This is a genomic window from Accumulibacter sp., from assembly GCF_023806565.1.
Lineage (GTDB): Bacteria > Pseudomonadota > Gammaproteobacteria > Burkholderiales > Rhodocyclaceae > Accumulibacter.
Genome location: NZ_JAMTDV010000004.1, coordinates 1 through 13,553, shown reverse-complemented (window position 1 = coordinate 13,553; position 13,553 = coordinate 1). Strand labels below are relative to the sequence as shown.

Genomic DNA, 13,553 nt, shown 5'->3' with positions numbered 1-13,553 from the left:
GGTCGGGTTTTTTTGCGCCTTGTGGCAGCGATCCGGTGCGCCACGGCAGCGTCCATCCGGGCTTGCCGCGCGCCGCGAGCGCGCCGCCCGAGGGATCAGGGAACCCGGCAATCCGGCAGGCGCAGGCCGAGCGCGGCGTCTTCCGGCGTGGTGCCGTGCGCGACGACGCCGAGCAGTGGCGCTGCCAGGCGCGCCTGCAAGGCCGCCAGGTTTTCGGGAAATCGCGACATCGCCGGATCGATGCAGTTGGCCACCCAACCCGCCAGCCGCAGGCCGCAGCCAGCGATCGCCTGCTGCGTCAGCAGCGCGTGATTGATGCAACCAAGGCGCATGCCGACCACCAGGATCACCGGCAGCCCGAGCAGTCTCGCCAGATCGCTGGTGTCGCAAGCTGGCCCGAGGGGCACGAGGAAACCACCGACCCCCTCGACGAGAACCGCGTCGGCCGTGCCCTGCAGTTGGGCGAACGCAGTGGCGATCGTCGCCAGATCGATTTCCCGACCTTCCTCCGCGGCCGCGATGTGCGGTGCGATGGCGGCGTGGAATGCGTAGGGATTGACCAAATCCCGCGGCGCCTCGATCGACGAGGCAGCGAGCAGTCGCTCGACATCATCGTTGCGGCCACGTGCATCGAGACCGGCGGCGACCGGCTTCATCGCCAGCGCGCGCAGCCCGGCGCGGCGCAGGGCGTGCAGCAGGGCGCAGGCGACGAAGGTCTTGCCAATTTCCGTATCGGTGCCGGTGACGAACCAGCCGTTTCCTTCCATCCGCTTTCCGTTCATTTTCTGGCGTAGGCAAGAATCACGTCGTAACTTGCCGGCAGGCCCGCATTCGTTCGGAACTCCTCGTAAGCCGCCTGCACCCGCTGCCAGGCAGCACGCCCGAGCAGGCCGCTGCGCGCACCTTCGCCGACCGAATTGGCGCCGATGTCCTTGACCGCTCGCAGCAAGGTCTTGAGATCCGGGTAGTGCAGCCGCATCGTCTCGCGGTACAGGCGAACGTGGGAGAAGCCGGCGTCGGTCAGCGCCTGTTCGACCGCCGCCGGCTCGCTGAAGCTCAGCGTATGGCGATGGCGATCGACGCCGGCGAAGGCGGCGCGCAGTTCGGCGAAGGTGGCCGGACCGAGTGTGCTGAGGGCGATCTGACCGCCAGGACGCAGGACGCGCCAGGCTTCGCGGAACACGAGTTGCGCGTCGCACCACTGGACGGTCAGATTCGACCACCAGACGTTGAAACTGGCGTCGGTGCAGGGCAGCGCCTCGATGTCGCCGGCCAGGCACAGGTCCGCATCGAGGCGCGCGAGAGCAAGCATTGCCGGCGCGAAGTCCACGGCGACCAGCACCGCCTCAGGCCAGCGAGCGCGCAACAGGCGGGCGCCATAGCCGGTGCCGCAACCGGCGTCGAGGACGCTGGCGGGAGCGGTACGCGTGGCAAGGCGCTCGAGCAGGGAATCGCAGATCTGTCGCTGCAGTACGGCCGCGTCGTCGTAAGACGCGGCGGCGCGCTCGAACGACTCGCGAACGCGCTGCCTAGCGGGTGGCGTCGGCATGGCAAAAATCTTCCACGAGGCGAACGAAACGATCGGGGTCGGAAAGAAACGGGGCGTGCCCGGCAGCGGCGAAAACTTCCAGGCGCGCCCGCGGGATGCTCGCCGCCAGCCAGTGGGCTGCGGCGAGCGGGTTGAGCGGGTCCTTTTCGCCGTGAATCAGCAGACTGCGAGTCGGCAGCGACGGCAGCAGTGGCCGCAGATCGACCTCGCGCAGCCAGTCGAGACCGCGACGCAGCACGGCCGTCGGTGCGATGGCCTGGCTGCGCAGACTGGCAAGAAGCGTACGGGTAAGCGGTCTCGCCCGCTCGTCGCGCTGATTGAGCAGCGCGGCAAACCGTTGCAGCGTCTGTTCCGGGCGTTCCTCCACACCGGCCGCGAAGCTGTCGAGCAGCGCCGACGGTTGCGCTTCGCGCCAGTCGGCCCGCTGCGTGAAGCTGGCAGTGGCGCCGACCAGGATCAGGCCGGCAACGCGCTGCGTAGCGAGAGAGGCGGCGCGTACGGCGAGCATGGCGCCGAGCGACCAGCCACAGAGGGTTACCGGGTCTGGCAGGTCGTCGATCAGGGTGCGGGCGGTCTGCGTGAAATCGGCGTCGCCCGCAGCCGTTCCGCCGTAACCCGGCAAATCGACCAGATGCACGCGGCAGCAGCGCGACAACGCTTCGCGCAGCGGCTGCCAGACGGCGCTGCCGAATCCCCAGCCGTGGATCAGCGCGAGGTCGGAAGCTTGGCCAGCAGTCACGCCAGTTCCCGCAACGCGTCGACCAGCTCGGCGACTTGCGCCGCGCTGTGTGCCGCGCTCAGCGATACCCGCAGGCGCGCGCTTCCCCTGGGCACCGTTGGCGGCCGGATTGCCGGCACCCAGAGGCCGCGCCGGTACAGTTCCCCGGCGACGCGCAGGACTTCGTGGTTCTCGCCGACAATCACCGGCTGGATCGCCGTCGACGACGGCAGCAGGCGCCAGCGTGTGCCGGCGAGCCCGTCGCGCAATTGCGCGATCAGTTGCCGGAGGTGATCCCGGCGCGCATCGCCGGCGGCGATCAGATCGAGGCTGGCGGCCAGCGCGCAGGCGATGACCGGGCTTGCCGCAGTGGTGAAGACATAGGTGCGCGCCCGCTGCTCCAGCCATTCGATGACCGTCGCGTCGCCGGCACCGAAAGCGCCGGCGGCGCCGGCCGCTTTGCCCAGGGTGCCCATGTACACCAGGCGCGGTACCAAGGGCAGCCGGTAATGGTCCAGGCTGCCGCGACCCTGCCGGCCGAGGACGCCGAAGCCATGGGCGTCGTCGACCACCAGCCAGGCGTCGAAACGCTCGGCCAGCTCCAGCAGGCCGGGGAGCGGCGCGAGGTCGCCGTCCATGCTGAAGACGGCGTCGGTGAGGATGAGCTTGCGTCTTGCGGTGCTCGCCGCGAGCAGACGTTCGAGTGCCGCCAGGTCCCCATGCGCATAGCGCTGGCTGTCGGAACGCGAAAGTTGCACGGCGTCGATCAGCGAAGCGTGATTGAGGCGGTCGGCAAATACTGCATCGCCGCGGCCGACCAGTGCCGGAACGATGCCGAGATTGGCCATGTAGCCGGTGGAGAAGAGCAGGGCGCGGGCGAATCCGGTGAATTCCGCGAGCTTCTGCTCGAGTTGGGCGTGCGGCAGCAGATGGCCGCTGACCAGATGCGAAGCACCGCTGCCGACACCCCAGGCTCTGGCGCCGGCGCAGGCGGCCTCGACGAGCCCGGGGTCATTGGCCAGCCCGAGGTAGTCGTTGCTGCAGAAGCTGATCAGCGACTGGCCGTCCGCCCGCGCCTGCGGTCCGCAGGGGAGTTCGAGAGTACGGCGAATGCGCTTGAGACTGGCGAGCTGCAGTGCGTCCAGCTCGCCTCGCAATTCTTCCCAGATCATCAGCCGAGCGCAGCGTCCAGGGCAGCTGCCGCCCGCGCCACGAGAAATTCGCATTCCTCGCGACTGATCACGTAGGGCGGCATGAAGTAGATCGTGTTGCCGATTGGCCGCAGCAGGATTTCCCGGGCCAGCGCAGCGCGGTAAAAACGCTGCGGGAAGGCTGGATCGTCGCTGCTCACGTCGAACGCGGCGATCATTCCGCGCTGGCGAAGATGGCGCACCTGCGGGTGCGCCGACAGCGGCCGCAGGCAGTCGCCGAGGTGTGCGGCGAGGAGGCGATTGTTTTCGATCACCTGCTCGTCGGCGAAGAGGTCCAGGGTCGCCAGCGCGGCTCGGCAGGCGAGCGCGTTGCCGGTGTACGAGTGCGAATGCAGAAAGCCGCGACTCGTGCTCTCGTGGTAAAAATCGGCATAGACCGCGGCGGTGGTCATGACGATCGACAGCGGCAGATAGCCCCCCGAGATGCCTTTCGACAGACAGAGGAAATCCGGCCGGATCGCCGCCTGCTCGTGCGCGAAGAACGTTCCGGTGCGACCGCAGCCGACCGCGATCTCGTCACAGATCAGATGCACCTGAAAGCGGTCGCACACTTCACGCGCCAGCCGCAGATACTCCGGGTCGTACATCGCCATGCCGCTGGCGCACTGGATCAGTGGTTCGACGATCAGTGCGGCAATCCGCCGATGGTGCCGCTCGAGGTGGCGTTCGAGCGCGGCGGCAGCGCGGCGGGCGACCGCGGTCGACGATTCCCCGGCCGCAGCCAATCGGGCATCAGGAGTCGGCACGGTGGCGGCCGGGCGGATCAAGGGCGCATAGGCATCCTTGAACAGCGCCACGTCGGTGACCGCGAGTGCGCCGACGGTTTCGCCGTGATAGCTGCCTGCCAGACAGAGAAACTCCTGCTTGTCCTGAAAACCGCGGTTCTGCCACGAGTGAAAGGACATCTTGAGCGCGATCTCGGTGGCTGAAGCGCCATCGGAAGCATAGAAGCAGTGGCCGAGAGCACCGTCGGTGAGCGCCGACAGACGTTCGGACAGCTCGACCACGGGCCGATGCGTGAATCCGGCGAGGATGACGTGTTCGAGTTCGTCGAGTTGCGCGCGCAGCGCCGCATTGATTCGTGGATTGCAATGGCCGAACAGGTTTACCCACCACGAGCTGATGCCGTCCAGGTAGCGACGACCATCGAAGTCGTACAGCCAGACGCCTTCCCCTCTGGCGATGGGAACCAGCGGCAGGGCCTCGACCGCCGCCGCGTGCTGCTTCATCTGCGTGCAGGGGTGCCAGACGGCGTCGAGACTGCGTTGCAGCAGGCTGCTGTTGCTGATCATCGGCAACGACCCTCAGTGCAGCGTTTGCGACGATGCGCTGTTCTGCTCGGGCATTTCGGCATGCACTGCATCGCCCTCGACGTTCGGGTAGAGTGGCGCGCCACAGTCGTCACAGAACTCATAAGGGAACTGCTGATCGAGCGCGACGACTTCCTTGATCCCGGCCTTGCGCAGGCTGGCCTCGATCTCGCCGGCGATGTCGGTGGTTTCGTCCTCGATGCCCAGCAGCGGCCAGACGACGCCGTGGTAGATCAGGTCGCTGTCCTTCGGTCCGAAGCCGATGCGGTATTCCTCGAGCCGCTTGTCGTGGAAGGCGCCGATCACTGCTCGCAGGCTGTCGGCAGGCTGCCCCAGCGCGGCCTGCAGGAATGCCACCGAAGCGTTCACCGAGTAGGGACGCGACGCGCTGTCGGCCGCCCGGCATGCGGCGTGGTACGCGTCGGCCAGCAGCGGTTCGTAGGCGCAGCCGGTGAGCAGGGCTTCGAAGCTGGGACCGCCCTGCCGCACCCACTCCTTCAGCGCGGTTTCCCGGGTGCTCTTGGCGGCCTCGTTCCAGTGGAAAAGCGGTTTGCCGCGCCCAACGGCCAGCGCACCGACGAGATAGCGGGTGTCGGACAGGAAACGGTTGGTTTCCGGCATGGCCGACGCGTCGACCAGCAGATCGTTACCGGCGAGCGCCGCCATGCCAAGCTTGCGCATCAGTTGCCAGGTGTCGACGAAGCTGTGCGGCAGTTGATCCGGGCTATACAGATAGTCGGCGAGTGCCAGGTGCGCATCCGCGGCGAAGACGTGCGCGCCGAGCTGCACCTTCAGCGTGTGCAGGGTGCTCTTGGGGATCGTCACGGTGGGGATCGAAAAGCGCGACCAGGCGAGCAGTGGTGCGGCAAAAAGCAGGATGTCGAAGTCCTGTCCGTGATGCGACAGCACGCACGATTCTGCGTGCGACTCGATGGCATCGGCGAGGTCATCATGCGCCATCGCATGGGCATCGAACAGCCGGTCCAGCGACCCGGTGAAATCGTCCTCGGCACCCTCGTGGAACAGCTTGTCGACCAGTTCTCCGAGACGGCTCTGCCAGAACAGATCCTCGAGCCGGCTGCCGGACTCGGCAAGACCGATGGCCAGGCGGCTCAGTTCGTTGGCGTCGGCCGAGATGCGCTTGCGGGAAGTGAAGCGGTTGCGTTTCATGGTCGGGAAGTGTGCGGGACGGTCAATCTGCCATTGTACCAAGGCGACGGGCTTGACGCTGACGCACGTGCATCTGGTGGTCGATGCGGTGACTCCTGGCGCCGGCGAGACACCAGCGATGCTCGGCACAAGCACACGTAGCAAAGCCAATCGTTTGCGTCTTGCTGAGCCCCCGCGTTCCGCCCCCAAGCATCCGGGGGCTTCGCGTGCGGGCCTGACGGCCCGTTGCCGCCAATCACTCTTGCCGGTGCGTCTGGTCTGCCGGTTTCCGCAAAAAGACCGGCAGACAGTTATCCCGATCAGGAAAGAGCGAAATCGACGCTGTTCCAGCTCAGTCCGACGAGGAGTTGATCGCTCAGTGGCGTTGCAACGCTGCCCGCCGCGCTACCGTCGAAATCGTCGAATCCTGCGGAGGCAGCCTGATCACCTGGCTGATCTTCTTCTACATGCGCAGCAGCGTCGATGCCAGCATCAGAGGATGACGAGGATAAGAGGTCGCCCACGCTCGATGCCGACAGGATCAGGTTCGCCAGTTCGAGGCTATCGCTCGGCATGCTGTTGTCGCTGATCGAGTCATCACTGGCTACAGTGCGCAGCAAATCGTCGAACTGAATGATCTCCGGTCCCACCTCACCCGACGGGCTTTCGTTACCCGCGTCGACGATGACGGGAGCGTTGCTGCTATCGCCAGTACTGGTTCCAACGACGTCGCCGTGTGGAGTGTCGTCGACGGTGCTCGCGTCTGACCCGACTGCCGTCGTTTCAGGCGGCGCCAACACGGTAGATGCTACGGGATCTCCCTTTACCGGGGCCACCGCTGTGCTGACCGAATCGCTGTCGCTCGCGGTTTGCGCGCCCAACAATGGTGCAGCCTGGGCCGTAACATCGCTCACCGTCAACTGGACATCGTTCCCGTCTCCGCCCGCGTAGTCGATCGAAAAGGTGTAGGTGTATCCACCAAAGCTCGCCTGCAGCGAAGCACCGTTGGGCAGGCCAAAGAAGCTGCCTGCGACGGCGTCACTTTGATCATTCTCGATGACGGTGAACTGGTCGTTTAGCTGCGGAGCAAAGGCCAGCACAAGATCCAGCGTGCCACCGCCAGTTCCGCCGCTGTCGAGATCGACGCCACCATTTACAGCAAGCTGGTCGTACCCCGTGCCCGGCGCAGTACCCGCAATATTGATTTCCAGGGTGCCGGAGGCGGCCAGATTGTAGTCTCCATTGACCGCTGTCGTTCCAACCGCCGTGTCACCTGGCGCAAGCGTGCCGCCATTTTCGTTGAGCGTCCCGTTGAAGTTGTCGACGTCGAGCCTGCCGCCAGTGAAGCTGAAGTTGCCGCCGGCATCGAGATCTACCGTGTCGCCGGCCAACAGGCCACCAGTCAAATTGAGGGTCTCTGCGACAATCGAGCCGGGACCACCAACGTTGAGGGTATTCAAGCCGAAGTTAAAAAGGCCACCGGCAAGGTTCACGGTCACCGCATCGAACGAGCCGGTGAACTGATCCACGAATTGCAATGTTCCGCTACCGTCGGAATCGAGGTCCACGGTGTCGCCGGCCAGCAGGCCGCCGATTACGTTGAAGGTGTGTGCAACAATCGAGCCGGTATCGCCGACGTCAAGGATATTTGCGCCGAAAGTGAAGAGACCGCCGGCAAGGTTCACCGTCCCCGCATCGAACGAGCCGCCGAAGTGATCGACAAATCGCATGGTTCCGGTGCCCCCCGATCCGACGCCGACGTTTGCCGTATCGGCATCGAGCATTACGCCGTTGCCGATGACGAACTCGCCGCTGGCAATGCCGTGGTTGGCGGTGACGCCTACATTCAGTTCGGAAAGCTGGGCGCTCAGCGTGCCTTCAGTGACATCGAGCACCCCGGTGGCGTTGCCGGCGCCGTAATAGTTGCCATTCTGGCTCCAGCCGATATTGAGTGTGGCCAGTGCATCGGCCGTGCCCAGGTGCAACGTCGAGTTGCTGGCCAGCGTCAGACGACCGTCGGCGGCTGTACTGGCGGAATTCGCCGCGCCGGTCTCGCGGCCAATCGAAAGGTCATCGGCAATAAAGGCGGTGAACGTCGGATTGGTCTGGGAGAAGTCGAGGTCGGCCGTCGCGGTGCCGTTGCTGGCATCGTTGTAGGCGATGCTCAGGGTGCGAGTCGGTGCCGCTTCGGTTCCGAGATAGAATTCGCCGCCCGTCGGTACGACCAGATTGCCGGTGCTGTAACCCCGGCCGAAGTAGACATCCGTAGCCGCAATGGCTTCGCTCTGATTCCACTGGAGGGTGCCTGTCCCCACGCCCGCACGGGATCCGCGGCCGACGTTCAATTCACTCAAGTGAAGGTCGAGCACCGCCGCACTGTCGAGGACATCGAGCACCCCGGTGGCGTTGCCGGCGCCGTAATAGTTGCCATTCTGGCTCCAGCCGATATTGAGTGTGGCCAGTGCATCGGCCGTGCCCAGGTGCAACGTCGAGTTGCTGGCCAGCGTCAGACGACCGTCGGCGGCTGTACTGGCGGAATTCGCCGCGCCGGTCTCGCGGCCAATCGAAAGGTCATCGGCAATAAAGGCGGTGAACGTCGGATTGGTCTGGGAGAAGTCGAGGTCGGCCGTCGCGGTGCCGTTGCTGGCATCGTTGTAGGCGATGCTCAGGGTGCGAGTCGGTGCCGCTTCGGTTCCGAGATAGAATTCGCCGCCCGTCGGTACGACCAGATTGCCGGTGCTGTAACCCCGGCCGAAGTAGACATCCGTAGCCGCAATGGCTTCGCTCTGATTCCACTGGAGGGTGCCTGTCCCCACGCCCGCACGGGATCCGCGGCCGACGTTCAATTCACTCAAGTGAAGGTCGAGCACCGCCGCACTGTCGAGGACATCGAGCACCCCGGTGGCGTTGCCGGCGCCGTAATAGTTGCCATTCTGGCTCCAGCCGATATTGAGTGTGGCCAGTGCATCGGCCGTGCCCAGGTGCAACGTCGAGTTGCTGGCCAGCGTCAGACGACCGTCGGCGGCTGTACTGGCGGAATTCGCCGCGCCGGTCTCGCGGCCAATCGAGAGATTACTTGCGTCCGAAGCATCCAGGATACCGCCGCCGGTTATGCTCAGGCTTCCAGCAATCGCACCGGTTCCGGCAGTATTGATGCCCACATTTAAGTCGGTGACATGTGCGATCACCGCCGTTCGATCCTCAATCCTCAGGCTGATTCGTGCATCCGGGTTTGCCACACCGACCGTGGCGTTACCGGTAATGGCAAGATTGCTGCCGTTGTTCAGGTCGGTGATGTGGTGGGCGGCCACCATGGCTGGCCCGGCTTCTCCGGTGTAGTGCAGACCAGCGAGGGTGAAGTCCTGGTCGACGACATTCGATCGGTCGGCGCCGACTCCCGTGAAGATGGCCTCATCGCTTGATAAGGGCGAGGAGGGCGACCAGTTGCCGGATTCACTCCAGTTGCTGGACGTGCCAGCGCCTGTCCAGCTAACCCCGGTAGATGGGACGGCGTTAGTGCCGATGTTGAACTGACTTGGCGTCTCGGCACTGCCAATGGTAATCTCACCACCGTTTCTCCAAATGATCGTCGGCTCGGCTATGACTGGATCGTTGTCGACGATGGTGCCGGTGGCCACCGCATTGAAGATCGTGGCGTTCGTCGCATTGCTGAGGGCGACTGTGAACTGCTCGGTTCCTTCGGGGACAAGGTCGTTGGTAACGCCCAGCGTGATGGTCTTGCTGGTTTCGCCGACAGCGAAGGTCAGCGTGCCGCTCAGCGGATCGGGCCCGGCAGCGTAGTCTTCAGGAGTCGTCGCACTGCCCGGGTTGACCGTGTAGTCGACCGAGGACGCATATCCGTTGTCGCCGCTGCGAGTGACCGTAAAGGTGACCGTGGACTTCGGCCCTTCGGGGTCGCCTTCGGTGGTCGTCGCGTCAGCAATCGACAGCTCCGGCAGGCCTTTGTCGAGGATGGTTCCCACGGCCACGGAGTCAGCGGCAGAGGCATTGGGGCTGATGTTACTCAGCGTGACGTTGAAAGTTTCGGTGGGCTCGGTGACGAAGTCGTTGATTGTCGGCACCAGAATTATTGCCTGCGTGGCGCCCGCCGCAATGGTCACCTGGCCAGTCAATGGGGTGCCCGCAGCAAGATCGCTGGCATCGGCGTTGCCGCTGCCCGCCGGTCCGAAGCTGATGGTATAGGTGGCGGTGATCGGGTTGTTGGGGTCAGCCTTATCCACCGACACGACGAAGGCGAGCGTGCCACCCTCGCTGGTTGCAGCGTCGCTGATCGAAACTACTGGAGGCCGGGGCTCGACGACGACGTCCACATTCTCCCAGTTTCGCGCGGTCAGATCGAAGGTGGAGAAATGGAAGGTGGGGTTGTCGGCCCGGTCGGGCCGGTTGTTCTGCGCCAGGAATTGCTGGAAGGCTTCGATGTCAGCCTTGATTTCGGCCGAGTTAGCTTGTTCCTGGGTGAGTATCAGACGCAGCGTATCGCCGCCTTCGCCGCCGTCGTAGTAATCGGTAGATCCCTGGTTGTCCGCCAGGCGGTAGATGCCGACGTCGTCGCCGCGTCCGCCCGAGACGCGGTCGCTTCCCGCGCCCCCATCCAGTGTGTCGTTGCCCTCCTCGCCGAAGAGGCTGTCGTTGCCTGCGCCACCGTTGACGAAGTCATCGCCATAATCGGCGAAAATCCGGTCATTGCCGTCACCGCCGTCGATGGTGTCGTCGCCGCGCCCGGCAAGGATGATGTCGTCACCCTGCTGGCCCAGGATATTGTCGTTGCCGCTGCTGCCTTTGATCGTTGCCATGGTGTCCCTCTGCTTCCTGGTGACCTGCTGTCTGGTACCCCGACCTTCGAAAATGACGCAAAGAGCCGCTGGGGTGCAGCAATGTCCGGGTTGTCAAGCTCTGGTAGCGTCGCTAGGGGTGATCCGGATAGGGTTCGCAGCTGTGCTCCTCAAGACCCGGTCACCCCTGATCGGCTGCCTTCCATAGATATCTCCAAGCGCCTCAATCGGCAAACTGCTCACTCGCGCCGCGCCGCACACCCCAGAGCGCGGTTAGCGCAAGACCGAAGATCGCAAGCGACATGGGTTCAGGAGCCTGTGAGAAGCGCTGCGTGAAGGCGTCGAGTCGAACCGTATCCATGGCATCCTCGCCAGTCACGAGGATGTTGGTGTCGACGAGAATCGAGGCCTTGGGGTCGAAGGTCAGCGAGTCGGACAGGATCGCGTCCACCGCCAAGATGGAAAATACATTCTCTTCACCGAGTAAGGTGATACCCGCCGCCGTCCAGACGTCGGTTGAAACCTTGAGTAGCCCGCCCATATTGCCCGATCCAAACGCGAAATCGTCGAGCGTGAGCGAGGATCCGCTGATCCGCGGAGAACCACCAAGTTCCGAGACCGCAAACGAGAGGTCGAGATCAATCTGGTCGAATCCAGCCGTAGCCAAACCTCCTGCCGCAAGATAACGAAGGCCTGGGTTCGATTCTTGGTCATCCAGCGGCAGGATCTGAATCTGCGATAGATCCAGCTGCACGGTAGATGCGTCACTTGCACTCCAGTTACTGAAGAGCTTGTCGTTGACGCGCATGTTCGCCCCCGGAGCAAGCAACTCGTCCAGAGTGCAGAATTGATCGACGTGCGCGCAGCCGCTGGTGGTTACCAGCGCCTGCACGTCGAGCGACCATGTTCCGGACGCGATAGCGACTGCCAATGCAAACCGGTGTGCCCAAGCCTCTTTCATTTTCGTAATCCTCCTCAGATGGGCGGATCCGAGCCATCGCCTGACAGCGGCGGATTGCTCGGATCCGTGCCCTGTCAATTCGTGCCCTTGAAAATGGAGATCTGTCGCTGAAGGTCACCCTCGCGCGAAGGCGAAGGTGCATGCCGACAGGACGCAGTTGGCAAGATGCCGCGTCCGAATCGACCCCTGGCGTGCTTCACGGCCCCCCCTCAGCACTTTGTGATACCAGTGGGCGTGGCAAACGTCCCCCGAAGCAACCAAGCAAGACGTACCGCCACGCAGGGAAGCCAAACGCAACTGCCTGATCCCCTGGAATGGCTTCACTGCATTAAGGCTAGTACATTTCAGTTACATTACAAGTTGTCCCAGTGCGGACGGCCGGCAAGTATCGTCAGGCGCCGGTCTCTCCTGCTGACCAGTGCAGGGCCGGAGCTGTGCAGTTTGCGGCACGTGAAGCGGGAGTCTTCGCATCATGCATTGGATGCTGCCATGCGGAAACCGAGCTGACCCTTCCTTCGGGCCAATCGACTGGCATGCCTGAAGAAGCACTGACCGGACCATCGCTCACAGGTGTTCGCAGGTTGCTGAAGTCGATGGTCTCCAGCAGCCCGGTTACTCCAGGCGAAAGTGGGACAAGCCAGCTGTTACCGATCGAGCGACCGGCTTTTCGTCTGTCAAGGCGTAAGGTGAGATGCGGTCGCCGGCCACAGGGATGGCCGGCGAACCCGCGAAGCGCCTCAGGCGAGGCGCATTTCGGCGAGCGAAGCCAGCGCTTCGTGATTTCCGATATCGGGAGTGATGATCAGCTCGAGCACCTTGAGGCCGGCGAGATCGACATGATGCTCCCCGGTCTGCGAGGTCGATCCTTGCGGGCTGAAATTCCATTGCTGGCGCACGATTTCGTGGAAAGTCTGCCCGTCCGCGGACCAGCGCAACAGATACTCCTGGGTGCGCTGAACGGCGGTTTCGACGAACCGCAGGCGGATGCGGTGCAGTTCCTGCGGCTGGACGAAGATCAGGCGAATCGTTTGCCGCCCCGGAACGGCAGCTCGCCAGCCGGTGCCGGTGCCGGTGCCGGTGCCGGGGGACAGCGCGGACTCGATCGGGTGGGCGGCGTCCTCGGAGCTGATCTCGACGTCCGCCCGTTCGTCGAGGCGAAGCCAGACATCGTCCGGCGAATCGCTGACTGGCCGGTCTTCCGGAATCAGTCGCTTGCGCATGGGTTCATCCCGCGGCAATTCAGGTGGCGCACGGGATGCAACGAGGTCACGCGGCGGCCTCGCCGAGCTGTAGCGCGATTTCCCTCTCGGCTCTGACCCAGTAGTCCGTGTCGCGCCCCTGGAAACCGTCTTTCTCGGCGATGAAGTAAGCGGCAGACTGAACCATGCGGTAACGTTCCTCCGGACTCGGCTTCCCGGAGACTCCCGGTAGCGCCGCGCATTCGGTCGGTGCCGGCGGCGGATCGGCTTCGAGAGCCGGTGTCGGGACGACTTTCTTGGCTGGGGCCTTCTTTTCGGGGGCTGCGGCGGCTACTGCCTTCTTCGCCGTCGGCGCCTTGGCGGGGGCGGCAACTTCCGCTGGCGCCGCCGGTGCCGCCGGTACCGCCGGCGCAGCCGCTGCCGTCGCTGTCGCGGACTTCTTGGCAGCCGCTGTCTTCTTCGTCGTGGTCTTCTCTTCGGTCATGATTTCATTCCTGAATGATTGGTGCGATCGGGTGAGTGGGCGAGCGCAGGAGAGCATGGTGATGTCCTGCTACAGGTCTGCAGGATAGGAAAATAGCACGGTGTGGTCAAGGCGATTTCGGCGGCGTGTAGGGAACACGTAACCTGTCCGGGTTTGTAGCAAAGGATCTGTCCGGTTTA

10 protein-coding genes are annotated in these 13,553 nt (G+C 64.2%); all 10 read right to left on the bottom strand.

Translation table 11 applies throughout. The annotated features are described in order from the left end of the window. Positions 1-95: 95 nt before the first annotated feature. Positions 96-767 carry a dethiobiotin synthase gene (gene bioD, locus NFV80_RS00285; protein WP_295324757.1) on the bottom strand — a complete coding sequence of 224 codons (672 nt, stop codon included), beginning with the start codon at positions 765-767 and terminating at the stop codon, positions 96-98. A gap of 11 nt (positions 768-778) precedes the next feature. Beyond that, positions 779-1,549, bottom strand: a complete 771-nt coding sequence (bioC, locus tag NFV80_RS00280; RefSeq protein WP_295324760.1) for a malonyl-ACP O-methyltransferase BioC — start codon at positions 1,547-1,549, stop codon at positions 779-781. Further along, positions 1,530-2,288, bottom strand: coding sequence for an alpha/beta fold hydrolase (locus tag NFV80_RS00275; protein ID WP_295324762.1), 759 nt, complete (start codon positions 2,286-2,288; stop codon positions 1,530-1,532). The genes bioC and NFV80_RS00275 overlap by 20 nt, the downstream gene beginning before the upstream one ends. Then, a complete protein-coding gene (bioF, locus tag NFV80_RS00270) occupies positions 2,285-3,439 on the bottom strand; it encodes an 8-amino-7-oxononanoate synthase (RefSeq protein WP_295324764.1) in 1,155 nt (384 codons plus the stop codon). Before bioF ends, NFV80_RS00275 begins: the two co-directional genes overlap by 4 nt. Continuing rightward, positions 3,439-4,767 (bottom strand): adenosylmethionine--8-amino-7-oxononanoate transaminase, encoded by a 1,329-nt coding sequence (locus tag NFV80_RS00265; protein WP_296757454.1) that lies wholly within the window; start codon positions 4,765-4,767, stop codon positions 3,439-3,441. Before NFV80_RS00265 ends, bioF begins: the two co-directional genes overlap by 1 nt. Positions 4,768-4,782: 15 nt before the next feature. Then, on the bottom strand, positions 4,783-5,958 hold the full coding sequence (locus NFV80_RS00260) for a DUF2863 family protein (protein WP_295324767.1): 1,176 nt from the start codon (positions 5,956-5,958) through the stop codon (positions 4,783-4,785). A 299-nt stretch (positions 5,959-6,257) separates the two neighbouring features. Then, positions 6,258-10,751, bottom strand: a complete 4,494-nt coding sequence (locus tag NFV80_RS00255; protein WP_295324770.1) for a Calx-beta domain-containing protein — start codon at positions 10,749-10,751, stop codon at positions 6,258-6,260. 202 nt (positions 10,752-10,953) lie between these two features. After that, the gene (locus tag NFV80_RS00250; RefSeq protein ID WP_295324773.1) at positions 10,954-11,691 is read right to left on the bottom strand and encodes a hypothetical protein; all 738 of its coding nucleotides are present in this window, start codon (positions 11,689-11,691) and stop codon (positions 10,954-10,956) included. Between the two features lie 737 nt (positions 11,692-12,428). Beyond that, positions 12,429-12,911 (bottom strand): carbohydrate-binding protein, encoded by a 483-nt coding sequence (locus NFV80_RS00245; protein WP_296757444.1) that lies wholly within the window; start codon positions 12,909-12,911, stop codon positions 12,429-12,431. 46 nt (positions 12,912-12,957) lie between these two features. Then, positions 12,958-13,374 carry a DUF2934 domain-containing protein gene (locus tag NFV80_RS00240; RefSeq protein WP_296757442.1) on the bottom strand — a complete coding sequence of 139 codons (417 nt, stop codon included), beginning with the start codon at positions 13,372-13,374 and terminating at the stop codon, positions 12,958-12,960. Positions 13,375-13,553 lie beyond the last annotated feature (179 nt).

Coding starts and splice junctions, on each gene's coding strand:
- bioD (WP_295324757.1), bottom strand. CDS start 767: ATGGAAGGAAACGGCTGGTTCGTCACCGGCACCGATACGGAAATTGGC.
- bioC (WP_295324760.1), bottom strand. CDS start 1,549: ATGCCGACGCCACCCGCTAGGCAGCGCGTTCGCGAGTCGTTCGAGCGC.
- bioF (WP_295324764.1), bottom strand. CDS start 3,439: ATGATCTGGGAAGAATTGCGAGGCGAGCTGGACGCACTGCAGCTCGCC.
- NFV80_RS00260 (WP_295324767.1), bottom strand. CDS start 5,958: ATGAAACGCAACCGCTTCACTTCCCGCAAGCGCATCTCGGCCGACGCC.
- NFV80_RS00255 (WP_295324770.1), bottom strand. CDS start 10,751: ATGGCAACGATCAAAGGCAGCAGCGGCAACGACAATATCCTGGGCCAG.
- NFV80_RS00250 (WP_295324773.1), bottom strand. CDS start 11,691: ATGAAAGAGGCTTGGGCACACCGGTTTGCATTGGCAGTCGCTATCGCG.
- NFV80_RS00245 (WP_296757444.1), bottom strand. CDS start 12,911: ATGCGCAAGCGACTGATTCCGGAAGACCGGCCAGTCAGCGATTCGCCG.
- NFV80_RS00240 (WP_296757442.1), bottom strand. CDS start 13,374: ATGACCGAAGAGAAGACCACGACGAAGAAGACAGCGGCTGCCAAGAAG.